At 71.8% G+C, this 21,908-nt stretch carries 26 protein-coding genes; 10 read left to right on the top strand and 16 right to left on the bottom strand.

From position 1 onward, the window contains the following. Nucleotides 1–232: 232 nt before the first annotated feature. From ABT154_RS18145 to asnB, 4 genes are all read right to left on the bottom strand, one after another. Nucleotides 233–1,798 carry a class I tRNA ligase family protein gene (locus tag ABT154_RS18145; protein ID WP_351857830.1) on the bottom strand — a complete coding sequence of 522 codons (1,566 nt, stop codon included), beginning with the start codon at nt 1,796–1,798 and terminating at the stop codon, nt 233–235. 103 nt (nt 1,799–1,901) lie between these two features. Then, entirely contained in the window at nt 1,902–2,648 is a 747-nt protein-coding gene (locus tag ABT154_RS18140) for an SDR family oxidoreductase (protein WP_351857829.1), read from the bottom strand. 91 nt (nt 2,649–2,739) lie between these two features. Beyond that, nucleotides 2,740–3,774 carry a 2-methylaconitate cis-trans isomerase PrpF family protein gene (locus ABT154_RS18135; protein WP_351857828.1) on the bottom strand — a complete coding sequence of 345 codons (1,035 nt, stop codon included), beginning with the start codon at nt 3,772–3,774 and terminating at the stop codon, nt 2,740–2,742. Beyond that, nucleotides 3,764–5,569, bottom strand: coding sequence for an asparagine synthase (glutamine-hydrolyzing) (asnB, locus tag ABT154_RS18130; RefSeq protein WP_351857827.1), 1,806 nt, complete (start codon nt 5,567–5,569; stop codon nt 3,764–3,766). Before asnB ends, ABT154_RS18135 begins: the two co-directional genes overlap by 11 nt. A gap of 155 nt (nt 5,570–5,724) precedes the next feature. Here asnB and ABT154_RS18125 point away from each other — a divergent pair, with 155 nt between their 5' ends. After that, on the top strand, nt 5,725–6,459 hold the full coding sequence (locus ABT154_RS18125) for a PIG-L deacetylase family protein (RefSeq protein WP_351857826.1): 735 nt from the start codon (nt 5,725–5,727) through the stop codon (nt 6,457–6,459). A gap of 221 nt (nt 6,460–6,680) precedes the next feature. On the opposite strand, the gene ABT154_RS18120 is transcribed toward ABT154_RS18125, so the two are convergent. Next, nucleotides 6,681–8,201 carry a glycosyl hydrolase family 18 protein gene (locus tag ABT154_RS18120; RefSeq protein ID WP_351857825.1) on the bottom strand — a complete coding sequence of 507 codons (1,521 nt, stop codon included), beginning with the start codon at nt 8,199–8,201 and terminating at the stop codon, nt 6,681–6,683. A gap of 299 nt (nt 8,202–8,500) precedes the next feature. On the opposite strand from ABT154_RS18120, the gene ABT154_RS18115 reads away from it, so the two are divergent. Both ABT154_RS18115 and ABT154_RS18110 read left to right on the top strand, forming a co-directional pair. After that, nucleotides 8,501–8,665 carry a hypothetical protein gene (locus tag ABT154_RS18115; protein ID WP_157869987.1) on the top strand — a complete coding sequence of 55 codons (165 nt, stop codon included), beginning with the start codon at nt 8,501–8,503 and terminating at the stop codon, nt 8,663–8,665. A 143-nt stretch (nt 8,666–8,808) separates the two neighbouring features. Continuing rightward, a complete protein-coding gene (locus ABT154_RS18110; protein ID WP_079044521.1) occupies nt 8,809–9,111 on the top strand; it encodes a hypothetical protein in 303 nt (100 codons plus the stop codon). Here ABT154_RS18110 and ABT154_RS18105 read toward each other — a convergent pair. The 6 genes from ABT154_RS18105 to ABT154_RS18075 all read right to left on the bottom strand — a co-directional run bounded on the left by ABT154_RS18105 (nt 9,083) and on the right by ABT154_RS18075 (nt 12,612). Next, nucleotides 9,083–9,268, bottom strand: a complete 186-nt coding sequence (locus tag ABT154_RS18105; protein WP_351857824.1) for an MBL fold metallo-hydrolase — start codon at nt 9,266–9,268, stop codon at nt 9,083–9,085. The genes ABT154_RS18110 and ABT154_RS18105 overlap by 29 nt on opposite strands. 84 nt (nt 9,269–9,352) lie before the next feature. Continuing rightward, nucleotides 9,353–10,243: a MerR family transcriptional regulator gene (locus tag ABT154_RS18100; protein WP_351857823.1), complete on the bottom strand. Its 891-nt coding sequence runs from the start codon at nt 10,241–10,243 to the stop codon at nt 9,353–9,355. Between the two features lie 54 nt (nt 10,244–10,297). Beyond that, a complete protein-coding gene (locus ABT154_RS18095) occupies nt 10,298–10,927 on the bottom strand; it encodes a LysE family transporter (protein ID WP_351857822.1) in 630 nt (209 codons plus the stop codon). After that, nucleotides 10,924–11,235: a DUF2087 domain-containing protein gene (locus ABT154_RS18090; RefSeq protein ID WP_351857821.1), complete on the bottom strand. Its 312-nt coding sequence runs from the start codon at nt 11,233–11,235 to the stop codon at nt 10,924–10,926. Before ABT154_RS18090 ends, ABT154_RS18095 begins: the two co-directional genes overlap by 4 nt. Nucleotides 11,236–11,278: 43 nt before the next feature. Then, nucleotides 11,279–11,569 (bottom strand): antibiotic biosynthesis monooxygenase family protein, encoded by a 291-nt coding sequence (locus ABT154_RS18085; protein ID WP_351857820.1) that lies wholly within the window; start codon nt 11,567–11,569, stop codon nt 11,279–11,281. A gap of 449 nt (nt 11,570–12,018) precedes the next feature. Further along, nucleotides 12,019–12,612 carry a TetR/AcrR family transcriptional regulator gene (locus tag ABT154_RS18075; protein WP_351857819.1) on the bottom strand — a complete coding sequence of 198 codons (594 nt, stop codon included), beginning with the start codon at nt 12,610–12,612 and terminating at the stop codon, nt 12,019–12,021. 151 nt (nt 12,613–12,763) lie between these two features. On the opposite strand from ABT154_RS18075, the gene ABT154_RS18070 reads away from it, so the two are divergent. Next, nucleotides 12,764–13,930, top strand: coding sequence for an ABC transporter permease (locus tag ABT154_RS18070; protein ID WP_351858014.1), 1,167 nt, complete (start codon nt 12,764–12,766; stop codon nt 13,928–13,930). Further along, nucleotides 13,927–14,601 (top strand): ABC transporter ATP-binding protein, encoded by a 675-nt coding sequence (locus tag ABT154_RS18065; RefSeq protein WP_351857818.1) that lies wholly within the window; start codon nt 13,927–13,929, stop codon nt 14,599–14,601. The genes ABT154_RS18070 and ABT154_RS18065 overlap by 4 nt, the downstream gene beginning before the upstream one ends. Nucleotides 14,602–14,735: 134 nt before the next feature. Here ABT154_RS18065 and ABT154_RS18060 read toward each other — a convergent pair whose 3' ends face one another. Then, nucleotides 14,736–14,927 (bottom strand): DUF397 domain-containing protein, encoded by a 192-nt coding sequence (locus ABT154_RS18060; protein WP_351857817.1) that lies wholly within the window; start codon nt 14,925–14,927, stop codon nt 14,736–14,738. Beyond that, the gene (locus ABT154_RS18055) at nt 14,920–15,741 is read right to left on the bottom strand and encodes a helix-turn-helix domain-containing protein (RefSeq protein WP_351857816.1); all 822 of its coding nucleotides are present in this window, start codon (nt 15,739–15,741) and stop codon (nt 14,920–14,922) included. The genes ABT154_RS18060 and ABT154_RS18055 overlap by 8 nt, the downstream gene beginning before the upstream one ends. 110 nt (nt 15,742–15,851) lie before the next feature. Here ABT154_RS18055 and ABT154_RS18050 point away from each other — a divergent pair, with 110 nt between their 5' ends. Further along, nucleotides 15,852–16,088: a hypothetical protein gene (locus ABT154_RS18050; RefSeq protein ID WP_351857815.1), complete on the top strand. Its 237-nt coding sequence runs from the start codon at nt 15,852–15,854 to the stop codon at nt 16,086–16,088. Nucleotides 16,089–16,108: 20 nt separating this feature from the next. Next, nucleotides 16,109–16,315: a hypothetical protein gene (locus ABT154_RS18045; protein WP_351857814.1), complete on the top strand. Its 207-nt coding sequence runs from the start codon at nt 16,109–16,111 to the stop codon at nt 16,313–16,315. 170 nt (nt 16,316–16,485) lie between these two features. Here the strand turns inward: ABT154_RS18045 and ABT154_RS18040 are convergent, their stop codons facing one another. Both ABT154_RS18040 and ABT154_RS18035 read right to left on the bottom strand, forming a co-directional pair. Then, a complete protein-coding gene (locus tag ABT154_RS18040; RefSeq protein ID WP_351857813.1) occupies nt 16,486–17,523 on the bottom strand; it encodes a CU044_5270 family protein in 1,038 nt (345 codons plus the stop codon). Next, nucleotides 17,520–18,128 (bottom strand): RNA polymerase sigma factor, encoded by a 609-nt coding sequence (locus tag ABT154_RS18035; protein WP_351857812.1) that lies wholly within the window; start codon nt 18,126–18,128, stop codon nt 17,520–17,522. Before ABT154_RS18035 ends, ABT154_RS18040 begins: the two co-directional genes overlap by 4 nt. Nucleotides 18,129–18,347: 219 nt before the next feature. Here ABT154_RS18035 and ABT154_RS18030 point away from each other — a divergent pair, with 219 nt between their 5' ends. Then, nucleotides 18,348–19,274, top strand: coding sequence for a hypothetical protein (locus ABT154_RS18030; RefSeq protein WP_351857811.1), 927 nt, complete (start codon nt 18,348–18,350; stop codon nt 19,272–19,274). Between the two features lie 310 nt (nt 19,275–19,584). On the opposite strand, the gene ABT154_RS18025 is transcribed toward ABT154_RS18030, so the two are convergent. Beyond that, on the bottom strand, nt 19,585–20,328 hold the full coding sequence (locus ABT154_RS18025) for a transposase family protein (RefSeq protein ID WP_351857810.1): 744 nt from the start codon (nt 20,326–20,328) through the stop codon (nt 19,585–19,587). A gap of 137 nt (nt 20,329–20,465) precedes the next feature. Between ABT154_RS18025 and ABT154_RS18020 the strand changes: the two genes are divergently transcribed. Both ABT154_RS18020 and ABT154_RS18015 read left to right on the top strand, forming a co-directional pair. Then, a complete protein-coding gene (locus ABT154_RS18020; RefSeq protein WP_351857809.1) occupies nt 20,466–21,098 on the top strand; it encodes a matrixin family metalloprotease in 633 nt (210 codons plus the stop codon). A gap of 262 nt (nt 21,099–21,360) precedes the next feature. Then, nucleotides 21,361–21,819, top strand: coding sequence for a hypothetical protein (locus ABT154_RS18015; RefSeq protein ID WP_351857808.1), 459 nt, complete (start codon nt 21,361–21,363; stop codon nt 21,817–21,819). Nucleotides 21,820–21,908 lie beyond the last annotated feature (89 nt).

Genomic DNA, 21,908 nt, shown 5'->3' with positions numbered 1-21,908 from the left:
GGAGTGGGGGCCACGTGTCCCTGCGCGTCGCTCGCGCGCACGGTCACGCGACAGGGAGGGAGTCGGACACTGCTGTACGGGGTGCTTGCGTACGGAGGTGCCTTCTTGCTGAGGTGCTTGCGTACGGAGGCCCTCGCTTGCGGAGGGACTCGCTTGCGGAGGTACTCGCTTGCGGAGGCGCTGCTGTACGGAGGTACTTAGTTGCTTAGTAGCGGAGAGCCGGAGCGAGCCGTCAGAAGCCGAAGACCGGGCCCGACGGCGGTGCGAGCCGTGTCCCCGGCAGCGGCGCCGTCAGCGCGTGCCAGTCGACCGCCCGCCCCGGCGCCACCTGGAGCGCCGCCGCGAGCCGGTCCGCGCCCTCCGGCATCACCGGCCGCGCCCACGCCGACAGCGCCGAGGCCACCGCCAACTGCCCGGCCAGCGCCGGCAGATGACGGCAGGAGGTGCTGGGCCGGCACCGCTCGTGGGCGTTGACGTGACCGAAGTCGGCCGCCGAGCGGACCATCTCGTCGAGAACGGCCACCGCGCGGCGCGGGTCGAAGGCGTCGGGGCCGTACGCCTCGCGCAGATCGTCCACGCCCCGGTGCAGCCGCCGCTCCAGGATCTCCCAGCCGGTGCCGCCGGGCATCGCCTGCGGGGCGAGCCCGCCGCACTCCTCCCGTACGGCGGCGAACAGCCGGGACAGCCAGCTGTTCCAGTTCTCGTCCAGCTCGCGCCGGGCGGTCGCGAGCCGCTCCCGGTGGAAGACCGTCCGGCGGCCCAGCGGGCGGGCCTGGAGGACATGGCGGCGCAGGGTGTCGGAGCCGTACTCGGTGAGCAGGTCCAGCGCCCAGACGTTGCCCTCCTGGACGCCCTCCTCGATGACGTACGACTCGTTGACGTTGAAGTCCTGCGGCAGCTTGATGTCCTGCGCGAGCAGCAGCACCGGCAGCAGCACCGCGTGGCAGAAGGCGTGCCCGAAGCCGCAGAAGTGGATGGCGCGGCGGGGCAGCGGCCCCGTCACGTCGTAGCCGAAGAGGTGCATCGCCGCCGCCTCGAAGCAGCCGTCGATCCGGTGGTCGGGGAAGCCCTCGACCGGCACCGGGAGACCCCATTCGGCGGGGTGGCCGACCGCGATGTCCGGCAGGCCGTCCTCGACGAGCGACTCGCACAGGGCCGCGAGGCGCGGCGGCAGGCCCGCCGTCGCCCAGTAGTCGGCCAGCGTCTCCCGGAAGGGCTCCAGGGGGACGTAGAGCCGGCGGCAGCGGCGGGCCACCGCCGGGGTGTCGCAGAGCGCGCAGCGCGCCCCGATCAGGTCGCCGCCGTCGTTGGGGCGGGCGCACTCGTGGCACATCCCGCCGTCGCTGACCGCGCCGCAGTGCGGGCAGGTGCCGGTGGCGTGCGCCCCGTACAGCCAGCGGTCGCAGGGCTCGCAGTACGGCAGCAGACGGGTGCGCGGGGCGATCACGCCCTGCGCGAAGAGCCGGCCGAACAGGTCCTGCACCCAGCGCCCGTAACCCTTGTCGCGGCGCGGGCGCACGATGTGGTCGAACTCCACGCCCGACCGCAGCCAGTCGGCGGTGATCGCGGCACGGTAGCCCTCCGCGACCTCCTCGGGCTTGCGGTTGTGGCGCAGCGCCCTGACCTCGACGGAGCTGGCGTGGTCGGCGGTGCCGGTGGTGAACCGGACGGCCTCGCCCTCCGCGCGCAGATAGCGGGTGAGGACGTCGGCGGCGACGTACGGCCCCGCGAGGTGGCCGATGTGCAGCTCGCCGTGGGTGGCGGGAGGGGTCGCGGTGATCCAGACGGGGGTGCTCATGGGACCTCCTTGACGCTGTGGTGCGGTGGGCTTCAGCGGTCGCGGTCGGCGGAGCGCGGTCGGCGCAGGGCGGTCAGCGGGTCGAAGTGGACGGGCGGGGCGGTCAGCGGGGCTCGAAGTGGAACGAGCGGATGAAGCAGTCGCGCGGCTGCTCGACGGCGTAGACGATGCATTCGAAAAGGGCCTGCGTCGTCAGTTTCTCGTCGGGTGCTATTCCGTCCGGATTCGAGCCGTCCCATTCCGCGAACCGCGGGTCGGAGGTCGAGAAGTCGGGCGGGAAGAGGGAGAACACCCGGACCCCGGAGGGCCGGAGCCGGCGCGACAGGATGTCGGCGAATCCGGCCTGGGCGCTCTTCGCCGCCCAGAAGGCCTCGTGGGCGACGCCCGCGGTGGCCGCGGAGGCGCCCTCGGCGTCGCGGACGGCGACCATGTTCACGATGTCGGGCCGCAGCGAGCCGCGCAGCAGCGGCAGGAAGTGCTTCACCATGAGGACGGTGCCGCCGGCCGTCGACTCGATCGTCTCCACGATCTCGGCGTCGCTGGCCGCCTCCAGGTCCATCCCGTCGAGCCAGCGGGCGCCGTTGTTGACCAACAGGTCCACACGGTCGGTGTGTTCGCCGACGCGGGCGGCGAAATCCCGGATCTCGGCGGGCCTGCTGAGGTCGCAGCCGAAGGCGTGGATACGGTCACGGGCCGATCCCATGACCTCGGTACGGGTGCGTTCGGCGGCCTCGACGGTCCGCGCCGACACGTAGACCTCGGCGCCGAGATGGGCGAATCCGACGGCGAGCGCACGACCGAAATAGCGGGACGCCCCGGTCACGACGACACGCAGATTCTCGAATTTCATGTGTGCCTGCTCTCCCCACGGATACCGATGGCCGGTCCATTTCAGCGTGGCAGAGGAAACGGACCGCGGGCCTGGTGAGAGGGGTGCGCGTTCACGCCGTTGCGTGGATACGCCACGGCACTTCGAGCCTTTCCAGGACGCGGGCCCGCTTGTGGTGGACGCGGACGCGGTCGGGGGCGGTGGAGACGGTGACCGGGCCGCCGGGGGTGCGGACCTCGCCGTGGACGGGCGGCACGACGGTGCCGTCGAGCGCCCCGGCGGCGGCGAGGGCGGCGGCCCCGGTGAGGGCGAGCCGGGGGTGCCAGCCGCCGACGGTGAGGGCGCGGACGGAGAGCCGCCCGTCGGGTCCCGCGGCGAAGGCGGCGATCTTGGGGAGGGCGGAGTGGGGCGGGTGGCCGAGGAGGCGGGCGGCCTCGGTACGGAGGAGGAGCAGCCGGTCACGGAGACGGTCGTCGCTCAGGGCCCCGAGACGCCGGGCGTCGACGAAGACGTACGGGTTGCCGTACCGGACGAGGGAGGCGGGGATGCCGTCGAGCAGGTCGACGGGCCGGCCGGTGGGGAGGGCGCCGGGGGCGGTCGGCGGGGTGAGGAAGCTGAGGGTGTACGCGGCGGGCCGGGGGTGCGAGGACGGGCGCGCGTGCAGTGGGTCGCCGTGCCGGTCGGCCAGGTGCGGGGCGGTTCCGTGCGGGTCGCCCGCGTCGGGTTCGGGCTCGGGTTCGGGCTCGGGTTCGGGCTCGGGTTCGGGTTCGCACAGCACCGTGTCGCCCGTCGTCACCGCGTGGACCGTGACCGGGCCCCGGTGGGCGGTCGCGACCACGCAGGCGAGGAGGGAGTGTCCGCAGCCGGCCCGGAAGTCGAAGCCGCTGCCGGGGAGCGCCTGGACGAAGCGGTGGTCGAGGTCGACGTCGGGCCGCACCGAACTCCCGTACAGCGCGATCTTGTTGAGCCCGGCGTACGGCGTACCGGCGAGGGCCCGGCGCAGGTGCGCCAGCTCCTCGGCCAGGGCCAGCGCCCCGGCCGGGAGCCGGTCGAGGCGTACGACGAGGGTGGGGCCGGGGGCGTCGTCGGCGCGGACGACGGTGACGGGGACGACCGCACCCCGGGGGCCCCGCGGGTCAGGCGGCACAGCCGACCGGGATCCTCATGCCCTGGACGACCTCCGTCCACAGCTCGTGGACGGCGAGGGCCCACAGGGCCTGGGCGTCCTGGCGCGAGGGGCGTTCGAGCTGGCGGGCGAGGAGTTTCTGCACCCGGTCGGCGCGGACCTTCCCACCGAGGACGAGACGGGCCGGGGAGAGCAGTTCGCGGACGGTGTCCAGGAGCGGGCTGCCGGGCGCGAGCATGGCGGAGACGGGCAGCGTGAAGGGCTGCTTGGGCCGACGCAGGACCGCCGAGGGGAGGAGTTCCGCCCCGGCCTCGTACAGCGCGCGCTTGCCCGTACGGGCGGCCGTCGGCAGCGCGCGGGCGTGCGTCACGACCGACGGCTGGCAGAACGGCATGCGCGCCTCGACGGCCCAGGCCATCGAGAGGTGGTCCACGCGCCGCAGGTGGTACGCGGGGAGCCGCCAGCGGGTCTCGAACGCGGTCATCGCGGTGAGCCGGTCCTCGCCGACGGCCTCCGCCGAGCGGAGTTCCTGCTCGATGCGGTCGGCGGCGGAGCCCTGGTCGGCGATGTGCGCCCGGTAGTTGGCGGTGTAGAGGTGCTCGCGGAGCATCCGGGGCGCGGCGGACAGGGCGTCGGCGTAGGTGCCGGCCCAGTCGGCCCCGGCGGGGGCGGCGAGCGCGTCGCGCATCCGGTCGTAGCCGCCGAAGAGTTCGTCGGCGCCGTCGCCGGTGAGGGCGACGGTGAAGCCGTTCTCGCGGACGGCGCGGAAGAGGGCGTAGGTGGAGAGGGTGATGGGGTCGGCGTTGGGCTGGCCGAGGTGGCGGACGGTGCGGGTGAGGAGGGAGCCGAGTTCGTCGGGGTCGACGGCGACCTCGTGGTGCACGGTCCGGGTGCGGCGGGCGACGGAACGGGCGTACGCGGCCTCGGACTCGGGCCAGCGGCCCCGGTAGGTGAGGTGGAAGGTGTGCAGCGGCGGCGCGTCGGTCTCGCGGGCGTGTTCGGCGGCGAGCGCGGTGACGAGGCCGGAGTCGAGGCCGCCGCTGGTGATGGCGCAGACGGGCACCTCGGTCTGGGCGAGCCGGCGCACCTCGTGGCGGAGCACGTCCTGGGTGTCGCCGACGGGGGTGGCCCGGTGGGCGCCCCGGCGGCGTACGACGGGGGCGGCGCCCGGCCGTACGAGGGCGGTGCCGCCGGGCGGCAGGACGCTGACGCCGTCGAGCGCGGTGTGCGTGGAGAAGGAGGTGCGGGTGGCGAGGACGGTGTCGAGGGAGTCCTCGCGCGGGGAGATCCGTACCCCTTCGAAGGCGAGGAGGGCGGGGATCTCGGAGGCGAAGCGGGTGGAGCCGTCGTAGGGGTCGTGGTGCAGGTGGACCGGCTTCATGCCCATGTCGTCGACGGCGAGGACGAGTTGGGTGCTGCCGGGGCGCAGGTCGAGGACGGCGACGGCGAACATGCCGTCGAGGTGCTCGGCGAAGGCGGGCCCGTACTCGGCGTAGAGCGCGGGGAGTACGGTGCCGTCGCAGCGGTCGGGGAACCGGTGGCCGCGCGCGGCGAGGGTCCTGCGCAGTTCGGCGTGGTTGTAGATCTCGCCGTTGAGCACGGCGAGGATGCCGGGGAGGTGGGGCAGCCGGTAGGGCTGCTGTCCGCCGCAGGGGTCGGTCACGGCGAGCCGGTCGCAGCCCAGGGACCAGCCGGGCCCGCTGAGCACCTGGCGCTCGTCGGGTCCGCCGTGGCGCTGGCGGGCGGAGACCGCCGCGAGTTGGGCCGGCTCGGGGCGGTCCGCCCCCGCGGCGAAGGAGCCGAGAATCCTGCACATGCCGGTCGCCTCCGTAAGTCACTGTCCTCGTCAACACACTGGTCGCACCCAATGATTTGAATCTACCAAGCTTTTGAATGGCGCGTAAGTGCCATGTCCAGTTCACGCCACGACGTGGCCTTGCGACGCCCCCGCCGCCCCAACAGGCTGGCCCCATGGAGGACTTCGCGACGACCGAACGTTCCGCGCCCGAATCCCTGCTGGTGGTGGCGGCACACCCCGACGACATCGAGTTCTGCGTCAGCGGCACCGTCATGCAGTGGATCGAGCGCGGCACCCGCGTCACGTACTGCATCGTCACGGACGGCGGCGCAGGCGGTTACGACGACCGGCTCCCCCGCCAGGCGATGGCGGATCTGCGCCGCGCCGAGCAGGTCCACTCGGCCAAGCTCAGCGGCGTCGCGGACGTCCGCTTCCTCGGCTACCCGGACAGCTTCGTCGAGGCCTCGGTGGAACTCCGCCGGGACCTGTGCCGGGTCATCCGCGAGGTCCGCCCGCAGCGGGCCATCATCCCCTCCCCCGAGATCAACTGGGCGCGGGTCGCGGACCTCCACCCCGACCACCGCGCCGTCGGCGACGCCTGTCTGCGCGCGGTCTACCCCGAGGCCCGCAACCCCTTCGCGCACGCCGCGCTGCTCAAGGACGAGGGCCTGGAGCCCTGGACCGTCCACGAACTCTGGCTGATGACCGGCCCCACCCCGAACCAGTACGTGGACGTCACCTCCGTCTTCGACCGCAAGGTCGAGGCCCTGCGCATCCACACCTCCCAGACGGCCCACTTCGACGACCTCGCGGGGCTCCTCCGCACCTGGCTCGGGGAACACGCGACAGCCGGCGGCCTGCCCCCGGGCCGGATGGCGGAGGCCTTCCAGATCGTCCACATCGACTGAGCCCGACCGGCGAACACCGGCGAACACCGGCGAGGACAGCGGGGAGTGCACCTCCTGGCTGGACCGCCGACGGGAAACGGCCCGCCCCGGGAGTGTTCCCGGGGCGGGCCGTCGCGCTCGGCAGGTGCTGTCGGTCGGTCAGCGGCCGGCCGTCGGGGTGTCGGCGCTTCCGTGCGGCGGCGCGACGGGGCGGCGGCGCGAAGGGCGTCCGTACCGCGGGATCAGCAGGCGCCCAGGTCCTGCCAGACACCCCACTCGCCCGTGGTGCCGGGCTCCTCGCCCGTCGTCCACCACTTGGCCTTCCACGTGTGGCCCTTGTGCGAGACCTGCTGGCCGCCGGTGTAGACGGTGGCGGAGGCCCACGGGGCCGCCGTGCACTGGGTGGCGCCGCCGGTGACGGTCAGGGCGAGGACCGCCGCGTGACCCGCGGACGCGCTCGAACCGTTGACGACGATCTGGTACGTGCCGGAGACGGCCGTCGCCGTCGTGTTCACGGTGAGGGTCGAGGAGCCCCCGGCCGTGACCGAGGCAGGGCTGAGGGTGGCGGTGACGCCCGCGGGCAGGCCGCTGACCGTGAGGTTCACCGTCTGGGCCGTACCGGCGGTGACGGCGGTCGACACCGCCGCCGTGGTGGAGCCGCCCGCCGTGACGGTGGCGGAGGCCGGGGCGGTCGTCACCGAGAAGTCGTCGGTGGGGGTGGTGGTGCCGCTGGTGAAGGGCGCGAAGATGTGGGAGAAGTCCCAGGTGTTCTGCTGGATGCCGGAGCAGTTGTCGGCCGCGGCGCCGCCGGCGCAGCCGCCGTTGTCACGCTGGAGCGCCCAGAAGGACAGCGTGTTGATGCCCTTGGAGACCGCCCAGTCGTAGACCGTACGGGCGTTGGCGAGGGTGAAGGTCTCGGCGGGGCCGAAGTCGTCGACGCCGATCATCTCGGTGATGCCGACCATGCCCCAGAGCTGGGCGGGGGTCTTGGTGGGGTAGAGCTTGGCGAGCTGGTCGTACAGGCCCTGGCCGGCGGTCTTGGTGTCGGCGGCCATGTCGTGGGCGGCGTTGTCGTAGTAGTCGAAGGTCATCATGTTGACGACGTCGACCTTGGCGCCGTTGGTCACGGCGTTCTTGAGGACGGCGAGACCGCTGGCGGCGAGGCCGTGGGTGGTCGTGGGGAGGGTGTACGAGATCTCGATCTCGCGCCCGTTGGCGGCGGCCCAGTCCTGGAGGACCTTGATGGCCTTGTTGCGCCGGTCGATGCCCGCGGTGTTGTCGAGCGAGTCGACCTCGATGTCCATGTCGAGCCGGGTGACGTCGTAGGTCGTGATGACCTTCTGGTAGACGGCGGCGATCTGGTTGACGTCGGTGCAGCTGTCGGCGATCTCGGTGCCGGTGGTGTCGGCCGTGTACCCGCCGAAGGAGGGGATGACGTCGCCGCCGCGCGACTGAATGGTCTTGATGTCGGCGCCGAAGGTGGACTGGGCGACGGGGGAACCGCTGTCGCCGTTCCAGTACGCGGTGCAGGAGCCCTTCGTGGCGGTCTGGAGGAACGCCATCGTCAGGTGCTTGGCCCCGGACTGGGCGCTGAGGGCGGCGGGGCTCTCGCCGGTCCAGGCCTCGAAGTAGGGAGCGAAGACATGGGCGGGGAGCGGGGTGGCCGCCTGGGCGGGGGCCGTGGCGGTGGCGGCGAGGCCGAGGGCGGCGACGGCGGTCGCGGCGGCGGTGAGGGCGGAGCGGAGCGACCTGATGCGTCTCATCATGGCAATCCAATGACTGTGGGGGGGTGCGGGGACGCGCCGACGCCGTTGGGGCGCGCGGGTGGTGGGGATACGGAATCCCCGTTGTCCGGGCCGCGTCAATGGATCGGACCAAAGTTGGACTAGACCAATTTGGCGGTGTGTTGTGTGGTGCATCGAGCGAGGGCGGGCGCGTACTGCCGCGTTGCAAGGAGTGGACGGATTGGTCCAATGAGCCACGCACGCCCACCCTTTACTCCTGTTTGACCCTCGCGGCGGGGGAAGCGGTTCTTCCGGACGGGCGGGGGTACTGGGCGTACATGTCAAAGGGATGGCGCTGGTTCTTCCTTGCCGTGTTCGTCGTCTGGACGGTCCTCGCCCTCCAGTGGGCCGACGTGGGCTGCGACTACCCGGAGGCGTACCTCGCGGTCCTCCGCTTCGGGACGCCGGAGGGCCTGGAGTTCCTGCCGGCGTGCGCGGGGTAGGCGCGGGACGGGGTGCGGGGCGGCGGGGGTCGGCTCGCGCGGGGCAGCCGGGGTCGGCTCGCGCGGGGCAGCCGGGGTCGGCTCGCGCGGGGCAGCCCGGAACGGGCGCGCGGAGTGACTCCCGGCGTGCCTACGATCGCCGTATGACCTCTCGTAACGGCTCGGCCCTGTCGCTCTGGTCGCGGGACTCCTTCCTGTCCGTCGGGTCGGTCGGGTCGACGCTGTCGGTCGGCTCGGTCGGTTCGTTCCTGTCCGTCGGCTCGGTGGGTTCCGCCCTGTCGGTGGGCTCCGTGGGCTCCTGGGCGAGCGTCGGCTCCCTCCTTTCGGCCCGGTCGAGCTGGTCCGTCCTCTCCTGGCGCGCGCACCGCGGGGTGCTCGCGGCGGGGACGGCACTGGCGCTGGCGGGCGCGTACGGGATCAGAGCGTCTCGGGTACGCCGGGCCTGAGCCACCTCAGCCGGCCGGCCGGCTCCGGATCGGCCGCGAAGGCCTCGGTGATGCGCGCCGGGTCCTCGGCGAGGTGCTCCCAGGAGTCGTAGTGCAGCGGGACCACCGTGCGCGCGCCGAGCGTGCGGGCGAGCGCGGCGCCTTCGCGGGCACTCATCGAGAAGGCGCGGTCGCCGGTGGACGGGAAGTGCGCGTCTCCCAGGGCGCGGGGCTCGCGGCGAGTCGTGGTCGGATCCGGTTCCTACACCTCCGCCCGTGCCGCCTCCGCCCGTGCCGCTTCCGCTTCCGGCTCCATGACCGGCCAGGCGATCTCCAGGCGGTTGTCCGGGTGGTCCGGGGTGCCGGTCCAGTTGCGGAAGACCGAGCGGACCGGGCCCGCGAAGGCGAAGCCGTGGTCGGCGGTCCAGTTCGCGACGGCGTCGTACGCGGAGAGGATGTCCGGGTACGCGGCCGCCGCGCCCACCACCTCCGTACACGCGAAGGAGTTCTCCGGGAGGTCCCTCACGGACATCCCCTCCGGGAGAACCCCCGGCTGGGCGCCGGTCGCCGAGAACGGCAGGCAGGCCTCGACGAGGGTTTCGTTCTCCTCGTCGCACACCCCGTGGTACCGGACGAACGCGGGCCCGGTGAAGGTGAGCGGGCCGCGCCCGGCGAGGGCGTACATCTCCTCGTAGGCGGTACGGAGGAAGGCGTCGAGGCCGGAGTGGTCGACGGTCGCGCCGCGGACGAGGACGCGTTGGGCTTCGCCCTGGCGAAGGGTGACGGGGTGGCTCATCTCTGCTCCTCGGGTCAGTCGGTTCAACAGGCCGTGGACGACGGACCGCTGGCGGGCGAGCCGGGTCTCCGTGGCGGTGAGGTGGGCGCGCAGCGCCGACGCCAGCTCCTCGCCACCGTCGCCGTCGCCGTACGCGAGCAGCCTTCGCACCTCCTCGATGGGAATGTCCAACTGCCGCAGTGCGCGCACGAGTTGGGCGGTGCGAAGCTGTTCGGGCCGGAAGTAGCGGTAGCCGCTGTCCGGGTCCACATGGGCCGGGGTGAGGACACCGCTCGCGTCGTAGTGCCTCAGCGCGGTGACCGAAAGGCCACTGGCCCGGGAGAACTGCCCGATCGGCAGCAGGTTCGTCCTGTCCATGGGGAGGACTGTGCCGTCTCGGGTAACCCGAGAGTCAACAGGGCGGCCGGCCTCTCACGACCGGGCGACCAGCCGCACCGCGAGCACCACGATCAGCGTGCTCGACGCGAGCGCCGTGACGAGCCGCCCCCGGGCCCCGGCGAGGGTCCGGCCGAGGAGGGTCCCGCCGAGGGCGAGGAGCAGCTGCCAGCTCGCGGAGGCGAGGACGGCCGCGAGGACGAAGGCGGCGCGGTCGGGGAGGGTCGCGGGCGAGGAGGGCCCGGTGGCGAGGACGAGCGCGGCGAAGTAGATCACCGTCATGGGGTTGAGGACCGTGATCCCCAGGAACGTGAGGTACGCGCGGGCCGGTGTCAGGGCCGTACCGTCGTCGCGGGAGGCGAGGCCGCCGGTACGGAACGCGGCGAGCGCGCCGTGGGCCGCCCGGAGCGCGAGGGCGACGAGCACCACCGCGGAGGCCCACCGGAGCGGGGTCATCACCGGGGTGAGCAGCGGGACGAGGGCGGAGCCGCCGAGGACGGCGACGAGCGCGTACACCCCGTCGGCCGTGGCGACGCCGAGGGCCGCGCCGGCACCCGTACGCCAGCCGGTACGGGCCGTGACGGCCACCAGGTAGGCGCCGACGGCGCCGACCGGGATCGCGATGCCGTAGCCGGCGAGCAGGCCGGCCACCACCGCGGCGGTCACGCGACGGCGGTGATCGCGCCTTCGGGGGAGCCGGGCCGCTGCTGTCGGCGGTAGGCCGAACCGTCCTTCGTACGGGCGAGGAAGCCGCCGGTCACGAGATACCGGCGGAGCGCCGAGAAGTCCTCGTGGACGGTGAGCAGGGCCTCGTTGACCTCGGACTCGCGGTAGTCGCGGCCGTCGTCGAAGAGGGTCGCGGCGAGGTGCGCGAGCAGGGCGTCACGGCGGGCGGGCCGACGGGGGACAGCCTTGAGCCGCCCGTCGGCGGCGAACAGGTCCGCGACGGAGCGGGGGGAAGGATGACTGGTCATGGGCGCAAGAGTGGCCGCCGGTCCCCCGCCCCGCAAAGGGTTTTCACTTCGGTTCGGGCCGCACGATCACGTTCACGGCCGGCTGGACGGTGGGCAGGAAGGACCGGACGCCGGCGCGTTCGAAGAGGGGCCGCGCCTTCTCGACGAAGGCGAGGAAGTCGTCCTCGGACTCCCAGAAGTCCACGACCCGCCACCCACCGGTCCCGTCGGGCCCGGCGGCGTGCGCGATGAACCCGTCGGGCGGGAACCAGTCGGTGGCCCGCAGCATGCGGGTGGTCTCCTCGTACTGCTCCTGGGTACCGCCGGGGAGCTCAAGGGTGACGATGACGGCCATGGGGGCTCCTGTACGTACGGGAAGGGTTCGCTGCCCAGCAGACCAGGAGGCCCGGGGGGCCGCACGGGGACGGCCTCCGAACGAGCGAGGGGCACTGACCCGGGGGTGGGCGTCAGCTGTTCCACTCCGAGGGGGTGAACGTCAGCCGCTCCACCTGTCCGGGTTCGTATGTCTCCTGGATCGGCTTGCCGTTGACGACGAGCCGGAAGGCTTCCGCGTCTCCCAGGACGAGGCTGATCTGCTCCCCGTCCGAGCACGAGCCCGAGGGAATCCGGCGGACTGCGAGGTCGCCCGGGTCTCGGGCCCGGAAGAGCCGATGGAAGACGGCGGGGTGCGCGCGTACGCCATCGCCCCGGACGCGGCGGAACGCCTCTGGGAGTGGTCCCTCGCGGCGACGGGGACGGCACCGGCCCGCGCTGAACCCGCGTCCGCGCGGTGCCCCGCGAGGGTTACGAGAGCGGGGTGAGCCCCTTGAGGGCCGCGACCGTCAGGCGTACGGCGCGGTCGGTGACCGTCTCGTAGTCGCCGCCGGCCTCCAGGGCGGTGGTGGCGGCGTTGACGAAGCCCTGGAGGAAGCGCGCGGTCAGGAGCGGGTCGTCGTCGCCGAGGTCCCGGAGCGCCTCGACGAGCGGGTCGAGGAGATCCCGGTGGGCACTGTCGGCGCCCGCGCGCAGGGCGGCGGCGTCCTTCTCGTCGGCGACGGCGCGGGCGATGCGGTGCTCGCCGTCGCGGACCATTTCGAGCTGGGCGGTGACGTACGCGGCGACGCGCGCCTCGGGGGCCTCGCCCGCGGCGGCGAGCGCCGCGTGGATGCGGCCGGTCCAGCGGGGCGCGGCCTCGCGGACGACGGCGGTCAGCAGGTGGTGCCGGTCGGGGAAGTACTTGTAGACGCTGTTACGGGCGAGGCCGGTGCGGCGGGCCACCTCGGCGAAGGTCACCTGGGAGGCGTCGCCCTCCTCCAGGAGCTCGCGGGCCGCGTCGAGCAGGGCGGCGCGCTGCTGGGAGCGGTGGTCGGCAACCGTGGCGGCGTGAATCCTGGGCACGGGTCAAGTCTATGAGCCCGCCGCCCGCGCGTATCCCGGCCAGGAACCCGGCCCGAGACCCAGCCGGAGATCCTGCCAGGGACCCAGTTAGGGACGCCACGTCGCCATCTTCTATCTTAGGGACGCAACGTCCCTAACTTTGGAGACCACCGTGTTCCTCGCCCTGCTGGAACTGAGAGCGGCCCGTGGCCGCTTCCTGCTGATGGGCAGCGTCGTCGTCCTCGTATCGGCGCTCGTCGGCATCGTGTCCGGCTTCACCACCGGCCTCGGTGACGACACCGTCTCCGCCCTGCGCAAACTGCCCGCGACCCATGTCGCCTTCGCCGCGGGCTCGGACTCGGACCAGTTCGCACGCAGCCTGGTCGACGCCCGCACCGCCACCGGCTGGAGCCGGGAGAAGGGCGCCGAGGCCACCCCGATCGGCGTGACGATCACGCGCGGGACGACCGATCGCGGCACCGAGGTGGACCTCGCCGCCTTCGGGATCGTGCCGGGCGCCTTCACCGACCCCGGCGCCGACGCCGGCAAGCCGCTCGACCCCGGCCGACCCCAGGGCGTCGTCATCTCGCGCCAGCTCCTCAACGAAGGCGTCCACGTCGGCGACACCCTCGTCATCGACCGCCTCGGCATCCGCCTGGACGTCGTCGGCAGCACCGGCCGCTCCTCGTACGGTCACGTGCCCGCCGCGTACGTGACGACCGACATGTGGAGGCAGATCCGCTTCACGACCCCGGGCGCGCCCGGAACCCCGTCATCCGGAACCGCGTCGGCCGCCGCCGGAGCCGGCTCACCCACCCTCCCCGTCCAGTACAGCGCCATCGCCCTCCGGCTCCCCGACGGGACCGACGCCGCCGCCATCAGCGCCGCCGACCGCCGTCACGACACCACCACCGTCCCCCTGGAGACCGCCTTCACCGCCGCCCCCGGCTACGACGGCGAACGCCTCACCATGAGCTCCATCCAGACGTTCCTGTTCCTCATCGCACCGCTCGTCGTCGGAGCCTTCTTCGCCGTCTGGACCGTCCAGCGGACCCCGGAACTCGCCCTGCTCCGCGCCATGGGCGCCTCCCGGCGCAGGCTCCTCGGCCACACCCTCACGCAGGCAGCCGTGGTCGTCGCCACCGGCACCGCCGTCGGCGCCGCACTCGCCGCCGCGCTCGGCCTGCTCGTCGGCGAGAAGGTCCCCTTCAGCCTCCCCGCCGGCACGCTCACGACCACGATGCTGTCCGTGGCCCTCGTCGGCCTCGCGGGCTCCGCCCTCACCCTGCGACGCGTCACCACCGTCGACCCGATGACCATGCTGGGAGCCGGCCGATGAGCCTCCACCTCCACGACGTCACCGTCACCCTCGGCCGAGGGGAGTCCCGTACGACCGCCCTGCGCGGACTCGACGTGACCTTCCGGCCGGGTGTCCTCACCGCGCTCGTCGGCCCCTCCGGATCGGGCAAGTCGACGCTGCTCGCCGTCGCCGGGGCGCTGCTGCGGCCGGACGAGGGTCAGGTGCTCCTCAACGGCGTCGACCTCGCCGCGCTCACCGACGGGGAGCGCGCCCGCGCCCGCCGCGAACGCATCGGCTACATGTTCCAGAGCGGCAACCTCCTCACCGGCCTCACCGCCGAGGAACAACTCCTCGCCGCCGCTTCCCTCTCCGGCCGCCGCCCGCGCGCCCTGCGCCCGAAGGCCCGCGCGCTCCTCGACGAGGTCGGCCTCGGCCACCGGCTCTCGCACCGCCCCGACCAGCTCTCCGGCGGCGAACGCCAGCGCGTCGCCCTCGCCCGTGCGCTCCTCGTCGAGCCGGAACTCCTCCTCGTCGACGAGCCGACGGCCGCCGTCGACCGGGCCCGTGCGGACGACCTGACGGCCCTGATCGCCCGCACGACGCATGAGCACGGCTGCGTGACGGTCGTGGCGACGCACGACCCGGTGGTCACACAGGCGGCGGACGAGACTGTCGACATGCAGGCACACGTACCCGCGGTCACCACCTGAGGCGTACGCCGGTCACGCGGGCGGGCTTCACGAAGCGCGCCCGCCCCGCACCGCGCCGCACTGCGCGCCGCCGCGCGGTATCGGCCGGACACGGACCTGCGCGCCAGACCGAACGCGAGCCCCCCACCCCTCCGTCAGCCCAGTCGCACCCGCGCGTACGCGGTGAAGGCGGACCAGGCGGCCGGGGTGACGGTCAGCTCGCCCTTGGAGTGGTCCTTGGTGTCGCGGACGAGGACGCGGGGGAGGTTGTCGGCGACCTCGATGCAGGCGTCGTTGTCGTTCCCGCTGTACGTGCTCTTGTGCCAGTTCGGCGAGGTCTCAGTCATCGTGTTCCTTCGCGATCGCGCGCATCAGTTCCAGGGACGCCCGGACGCCCAACGCACCCTGCTGCAACAGATCATAGACACGCTGGAATCGCATCACCTCTGTTGGTTCCTCGGTGTAGTTACCCGTACTGAACCCCTCGGTGTACGCCCCGCGCTCCCCGTTGGGAAGCGTCAGAAGAGCGACGGAACCAGCTACGGGAGTACCTCTCATGGGCAACACCTGGATGTTCACATTGAGGCGTTCGCTCATGGTGAGCAGATGCTCGATCTGCTCCCGCATCACCTGCCCGCCGCCTACGTCGCGGCGTAGGCAGGCCTCGTCAAGCACGATCATCATCCAGGGCGGATCGGGCTGGTCGAGTACGGCCTGACGTTCCAGCCGCCTGCTCACGAAGCCGGCGATCTGGCCGGAGTCGCCCGCGAGGCCCGCTTCCATCGCCGCCCGCGCGTAGCCGGCGGTCTGGAGCAAGCCCGGTACGACAATGGAGAACTCGTGTATGGCGGTGGCTTCGAGTTGTCGCCGCATGTAGGTCTTGGCGTAGTCGCGCACGTTCTGATCGGTGACGATCTTCACGAGGTTCACCAGGGAGCCGGGCAGTAGGCGTAAGACGATCTCCAGCTTCTTCGCCAGGTCCCTGTCCGGCGGATCCTCACCGCGCTCGATCTCGGAGATCCGGGTACCGCTGCTGAAGACCTTCGCCGCCACGTACGCCTGCGTCCACTCACGCCCGAGCGCCAGGCGTGCCTCACGCACCATGTTCCCGAGGTACTGCTCGATGCTGTCCCCGGGGTCCAGATCCTTCGCTCCTGGCATATGCCCCGTTCCTCACCTGCGACAGAGAACCCAACTACTGGCGAGCGTATGGCTCGTCACGCGATCGTTGAGGGCATCCAGGAGGAAATCCACCGGAAAGAGAGCCCCCCATGCCCACACCCACCACCACACCCCCCATCCGCCCCGTTTCCGAGTCGGAAGCCGCGCGGGTCTTCCAGGAACTCAAGGCCGCCATGGACTCCGTCGGACTCCCCACCAACGGCCTCTACCGGGACGTCACCCACTCCCCCGGCGGCGATGTCCACCGGTACGGGCTGGGGGTCGTCAGTCTCCGTGGGGCGGAGCGGCTCACCGGTCTGCTGCGTGACGCCCGAGCCACCCCGTGAGGTACCGCGTCGGCGATGTCGTGACGGACGCACAGCGCGCGCTCACCGGGCGCGTGCGCGGCGTGCACGGCGGCATGCTGGTCCTCGTCCGCCCCAGCGGCTACCTGTGGGAGGCGGCGATGGACCAGTGCTGGACGGCGAGTCCCGAGGAACGCGAATGCCTCACCCCACGCGGAGCCGTACGCGTCATCAGCACGTCACCGTCGCCCACGCGTCCCTCTTCCTGATCGCGGTGGCCGTATCCGCGTTCTGCACGGCGCTCTGGCTCCGCATCCCATAGTGCGTCGCCGAGGTGTGGACGGACATGCGCCCCCTCAGCCTCCGCCGGGCCATGGGCGACGGGCAGCCGGTCTCACGGGGGCGGCGGGCGCGGTCCGCCGCCCCGCCATCCGCGCAGTCAGCGGTCCCTCACCACCGGGGTCCCACCCGCCGTATCACTGATGCCGCTTCCCGTGACCGCCAGGGACGCGACGACCGTTCCCCTCCTCCCCCACGCGCTGTCCTCGGTGAGGACCGTGCGGGTGCCCAGGAAGCGGGCCGTCGTCCTGTCGAAGATCCATTCCGCACGTTCGCCGTCATGCACGCGCGCCACCGCCGTCCCCCTGCGGCCGGCCGCGTCCACGGCGTCGGGGACGACCACCACTCCCGGGATACGGGTCGCCGCCCGGTAGAGGGCCGCCGTCGTCCCGGGCGGCACCACCGCGCTGCGCAGGAGGTCCCCGATCGCAATGAAGGCCTCCTGGTCCGGGCCCGTCGTCGAGCCGCTGCCCGCTCCGTGGTTCTCCTCCGCGTCCTCGTGGATCAGCTTCAGCAGAGCCCCGGGGTCCGTGGGCAGGCCGGCTGCGTACGCGTACGTCGGGGAGTGCAGGCTTCCGCCGTCCGGCCCGCTGGGCAGCATCGTGTCCTGGCCGTCCTTGCGTTGGAGGGTCGGCCGGCTGCCGTCCACCGAGGTCCACTGCTCCATGTCCTCCGCCTCCCGCGTACGCTCCATCCCCCCGCTCGCGGTCTCCGAGAGGACCGTCGTGTGACCGGTCACCTTCACGTAGGCGTACTGGCCTGTGTGCAGCGGCACTTGAGGTCGCGCCGCAGCCGCCAGCGCCGCCCGCTCCAGCAGTCGGACGGACTCGGCGGAAGCCGGTGACGGGGCATCGCGGAGAGCTGGGGAGCCGTACGGCCCCAGGGCGAGACCAAGGCCGAGGACGGCCGCGGTCGCGCCCACCGCGAAGGCGATACGCGGCCGCCGCCACCCCCGCCTCGACTCCTCGCCGGCAGCGCCCGGCCCAGCCTCCCGCTCGAACTCGGCCAAGAGGTGCCGGCGTCGCAACTCCAGGCGTCCCGCCGACAGCTCGGGGTCCGGCGTCGACGGCAGCACCCGCAGCGCCTCCTCCCGCTCGTACCGCTCCCGTTCCCGTTCCTTGTCCCGCTCCGGATTCATCCCGCACTCCCTACCTCTCCGCCATAGACCGCCCCGGGATCCACCGGCCCCGCTCCCTCCCCCAGTTCCGTCGCCATCAGCCCGCGCAGCTTCCGCCTCGCCCGGGACAGGCGGGAGCGCACCGTGCCCACCGGTATTCCCAGGGCCTCCGACGCCTCCGCGTATCCGAGGCCGGACCACACGATCAGGCCGAACACCTCGCGGTCGGCCCTCTTGAGGCGTCCCAGGGCGTCGGCGACGGCGGCCAGCAGCCGCGCGTCCACCAGCTGTCCGACGACCTCGTCCGAGAAGTCCGGCAACGGCTCCGGCGGCGCCATGCGGGACATGGCCGCGCGGTGCCGACGCGCCGCGCGGGCGGTGTTGCGCAGGACATTCGTCGTGATGCCCAGCAGCCAGGCGCGGACGTTCCGCACCTCGCCGCGCAGCTTCTCGCGGTGTCGCCAGGCCTCCAGGAACGTCAGTGACATGACGTCTTCGGCGAGGGCCCAGTCGCCCGTGCTGCGCACGGCATGCGCGTAGACGACTCGTGCGTGCTCGTCGAAGATCGCGGCGAACGCCGCCTGATCACCGGCCCGGATGCGTTCGTCGTTCAGTTGGGACTCCACGTAGGTAGGTGTCCGCCGAGCCGCGCAGGTTCCGTCGTCCCATGGGGCGGCTCCTCGCGAACTCGCCTCCGGTTCGGAGGACTTCACTCTTACGGGCGCAGTTCACCCGGTGTGTCCAGTTGCGCACCTTGTGTGCGGTACGTTCGCGCAAAACGGCCCCCGGAGATGGATGCGAACCATCGCCGGGGGCCTCAACCACTCGCGGAACAGGGATCCACCGTGATCTACCGGAACGTTATCTCGCCCCCTCGTGCCTTTACCCAGTTCTCGCACGAACTCATCCGGCACCCCCGCCTTCGCTCCGACGCCGTTCGCCTCCTGACCTGGCAGCTCTCCCTCCCCCGGGGCGCCAGGGAAAATCTGTCCCGTACGGCTGAACGTGCCGGCATCGGCGCGACCGCCTTCACCCGGGCCAAGCGGCAGCTCATGGACGAGGGCTTCCTGCACGAGCGGCGCGTCCAGGTGGCCGGTGGCCGCTGGGCCACCCAACAGCTCGTCTCCAGTCGGCCGTTGAGCCCCGAGCAGGCCGTCAAGCTCCTCTCCCGCACCCCTCTCCCCACCAGCCACGAAGCCGCGTTCCCGCAGGTCGCACCGGGTCGCGCAACACCGGCCGTCGGCGCACCGACTCCCCCGTCGACCGACCGTCATCCAGATAAAGATCCTGGGGAAGAGACCTCCTACCTTCCCCCCGCCTCCGAAGAGGCTCCCGAGCCCGTGGAGGAGGCTCCCGAAACCGTCGAAGAAGCTCCCGGGCCCGAAACGCCCCATCTCGACGACGCGCGCGCCCTCATCGGCGCCCTTCCCCTCCTCTCCCCCGCCCTCCGGCACATCCCGCCCGGCATGCGCGAGGAACTCACCCGCCTCGCCGCCCGCTGGCTCGACGCCGGGCACACCTCCGCCGACGTCCACGAGCACGTCCTGCGCGGCCTCCCCGGCGCCGGGACCCCCGTCCACCGGCCCGGTGGCCTCGTCCGCTACCTCCTCCGCGACGTGCCGGCCCGCGAACTCCCCCGTCCCGCACCCATCGGCACCCGCCTCTCCCCCCGCCTCGAAGGCGCCCGTGAATGCCTCAGCGGCACCCACACCCACCCCATGCTCTTCCGGCCCACCGCCGACGAGACCCTGTGCCCCGACTGCCGCACATGAGCCGCACAGCCCCGGGCACGGCAGCACGCTGACCCTCGTTCGCCCCAGCGGCTACCTGCGGGAGGCGGCGATGGACCAGTGCTGGACGGCGAGGAACGCGAAAGCCTCACCCCACGCGGAGCCGTACGCGTCATCAGCACGTCACCGTCGCCCACGCGTCCCTCTTCCTGATCGCGGTGCCCGTGGCCGCGTTCCGCACGGCGCCATGGCTCCGTACGCCGTAGTACGTCATCCGTTCCGCGATGACTACCTGACAGACTCTCGTGGATCTGGTTCGCGTGTGAATGGGACCACTGAGGGTTTTCCAACCTCACGCTGTCGCGTGGTGAAGGACGAGAACGGCCTTCACCACGTCGGTGATCCGGTTCGTGCCGCAGCGGAGCTTCCGTAGGAGTCGCCAGCCCTTCAAAGTGGCCATGGCCTGCTCGCCGAGGCATCGGATCTTGGCGTGGGAGCTGTTGTGGCGGCTCTGCCACCGCTTGAGGCGACGGCCCCGGAAGGGCACCCGGACCGGGCGGCCAGCGCCCTGATACGCCTTGTCCGCCCAGCACTTCAGCCCTGCGGCGGCGACTGCGTCGACGATCCCGTAGGTCAGGTCGTGGGTGGAGCCGGGCAGTGCGGGTGATGCCCACAGCACGCGGCCGAACGGGTCGGTCAGGACCTGGACGTTCATGCCGTGCCGCTTGCGTTTGCCGGAGTAGTACGGGGTGTCGGCCGCGATCCGGTCGATCGGCAGCAGGGCGCCGTCGAGGATCACGAAGGCCAGCCGGCTCGCGGTCCGCATGACCTGGGCCAGGCTGGGCGCGAGCGCGGCCAGGAGTTCCATCGCCTCGCGGACGTAGCGGTAGACGGTCGCGATCCCGATGCCGAACCCAACGGCCAGATGGGCGTAGGTGTCGCCGCAACGCAGATGCGCCAGGACCAGGAGGGCCTGACGGCCCGGCGTGATGCGCCGCCACCGGGTGCCGAGCTCACGACGGTGCGCAGCCGGGCGCCCGGCGAGGTGGCGCAGGTGGTCACTGGACAGATCGATCGCCGATGGGTAGACAAGCACGCGAAGCTCCTGGTCGGCACGGGTGACCTTGGTCGTGAACCCGTCTACCAGGAGCTTCACCAGTTCGTACAGCCCGCCAACCACCCGCCTGCACCGTCAGGTTGGAAAGGGCTCAAGGTTGACGAGGAGTCGAGATCGTGTCGGAAGCGATAACGGGTGACGCCGAAAGCGAGCTGAACCCAAGGCCGATGAGGAGGCGATCCACCGCTGCGTGGGCAGCGCTTCCTTCTGCGCTGATCGCCTTCGTGTTTGTGATGGCATCGGGGGTGTCAGCGCATGCCTTCAATACGTTCAATGCGCACCGTCTGAAGTACGGCGTCTACAGCCAGTACTACTGGCTGGATTCCACGGCGGAAAACTCCCACCCCACAGCGATCCGAGGAGGCGTGGGACACTGGAATGCCAGCAATGCGCCGGTCTATTATCTCAACACCAGTGACAAGACTCAGAGTCGACTGGACTTCTACAGACGATCGACCCCTAGTGGAGCATACTGCGCGATCACTGCAATGTATGTCGACACCGCGCAAGTGGACTACAACAGCACGGATTGGGTGTGGGCCAAAATCACCGTCGACCCCGCTTTGACCAATGCGGGACTGTGCGGCCCCGACACCCACCGTGATGGAACCATCGCGCACGAGCAGGGGCACGCAATGGGCCTGGCGCACAACAGTAATTCGAGTTCGCTGATGTACACCTCTCTAGCCAACACGAATGTCGACACTCCGATAGGGGATGACGTAAATGGCATCAACTACCTCTACTGACAAGTCGGCTTCGCGCCGTGCTGGGTTTGGCGCCCTGGCGGCCGGGCTCATGCTGCCGCTAGCCTTGTCAGCGTGCTCCAGCGGCGCCGAGGGCTCCGCAGCGAAGGACTCCGCCCGCGGATCACAGTCGGCGCCGAGCCGCGGGACGGCGGCCGGATCGCGCGACACTGCGGACCACAAAGTACTCCTCGACGGATCTCTCGACCGCAGCTACGCCGCCCCTAGCTTTGCCGCATTCGCCCAGCAGGCCAGGGTCGTCAACGTGATCAGCGGCACGGTCACCGCCACCCGACCGCTAGTCACCGAGCCAGCTACCACTGTCGAGACGATCTTGACGATCTCCGTGGAGCGGCAGCGAGACAAGGGCGCCCCTACCACCGTCGAGGTGCGGGAACAGGGAGGTGTCGTCTCCGTCGCACAGGTACGCTCCGACTTCGAGGGCAAGCTGGGGCGCAAGTTGACCAGCGAAGAGTTGGCCGAGACGGTCGACTACAGCTTCAACGGGATCGCGCACGCGCGAGTGGGCGATCGAGTCCTCGTCGTGGTAGCCGACGATGCCTCCGTTCAGAGCGAGGGTGCCTACGTCAGTCTGGCCCGACTCGTAAGGGGAGACGCCGCAGGCGGGTTGGCCAAGGCGAGCTCCACGAAGTTCACCTGGCCCGGTGAAGTCCCGAACCCGGCCTGGGAGAGCGAGGTCGACGTGGAGCCCCTCATGCAGTGAGCCCTTTCCAAGCTGGCTGTGCTGACCGCGAGTTGGACAGTCCTGCACAACGACGAAGCTCCTGGTAGACGGGTTCTCGACCAAGATCA

This window comes from Streptomyces sp. NPDC001728 (genome assembly GCF_040297565.1).
Classification (GTDB): domain Bacteria; phylum Actinomycetota; class Actinomycetes; order Streptomycetales; family Streptomycetaceae; genus Streptomyces.
This window is presented reverse-complemented; position numbering and strand designations above follow the sequence as displayed.

Excerpts from the sequence above, each read along its gene's own strand:
- ABT154_RS18145 (WP_351857830.1), bottom strand. The coding sequence starts at position 1,798 with ATGAGCACCCCCGTCTGGATCACCGCGACCCCTCCCGCCACCCACGGC.
- ABT154_RS18140 (WP_351857829.1), bottom strand. The coding sequence starts at position 2,648 with ATGAAATTCGAGAATCTGCGTGTCGTCGTGACCGGGGCGTCCCGCTAT.
- asnB (WP_351857827.1), bottom strand. The coding sequence starts at position 5,569 with ATGTGCAGGATTCTCGGCTCCTTCGCCGCGGGGGCGGACCGCCCCGAG.
- ABT154_RS18125 (WP_351857826.1), top strand. The coding sequence starts at position 5,725 with ATGGAGGACTTCGCGACGACCGAACGTTCCGCGCCCGAATCCCTGCTG.
- ABT154_RS18120 (WP_351857825.1), bottom strand. The coding sequence starts at position 8,201 with ATGAGACGCATCAGGTCGCTCCGCTCCGCCCTCACCGCCGCCGCGACC.
- ABT154_RS18115 (WP_157869987.1), top strand. The coding sequence starts at position 8,501 with ATGTCAAAGGGATGGCGCTGGTTCTTCCTTGCCGTGTTCGTCGTCTGG.
- ABT154_RS18110 (WP_079044521.1), top strand. The coding sequence starts at position 8,809 with ATGACCTCTCGTAACGGCTCGGCCCTGTCGCTCTGGTCGCGGGACTCC.
- ABT154_RS18105 (WP_351857824.1), bottom strand. The coding sequence starts at position 9,268 with ATGAGTGCCCGCGAAGGCGCCGCGCTCGCCCGCACGCTCGGCGCGCGC.
- ABT154_RS18100 (WP_351857823.1), bottom strand. The coding sequence starts at position 10,243 with ATGGACAGGACGAACCTGCTGCCGATCGGGCAGTTCTCCCGGGCCAGT.
- ABT154_RS18090 (WP_351857821.1), bottom strand. The coding sequence starts at position 11,235 with ATGACCAGTCATCCTTCCCCCCGCTCCGTCGCGGACCTGTTCGCCGCC.
- ABT154_RS18085 (WP_351857820.1), bottom strand. The coding sequence starts at position 11,569 with ATGGCCGTCATCGTCACCCTTGAGCTCCCCGGCGGTACCCAGGAGCAG.
- ABT154_RS18065 (WP_351857818.1), top strand. The coding sequence starts at position 13,927 with ATGAGCCTCCACCTCCACGACGTCACCGTCACCCTCGGCCGAGGGGAG.
- ABT154_RS18060 (WP_351857817.1), bottom strand. The coding sequence starts at position 14,927 with ATGACTGAGACCTCGCCGAACTGGCACAAGAGCACGTACAGCGGGAAC.
- ABT154_RS18055 (WP_351857816.1), bottom strand. The coding sequence starts at position 15,741 with ATGCCAGGAGCGAAGGATCTGGACCCCGGGGACAGCATCGAGCAGTAC.
- ABT154_RS18050 (WP_351857815.1), top strand. The coding sequence starts at position 15,852 with ATGCCCACACCCACCACCACACCCCCCATCCGCCCCGTTTCCGAGTCG.
- ABT154_RS18040 (WP_351857813.1), bottom strand. The coding sequence starts at position 17,523 with ATGAATCCGGAGCGGGACAAGGAACGGGAACGGGAGCGGTACGAGCGG.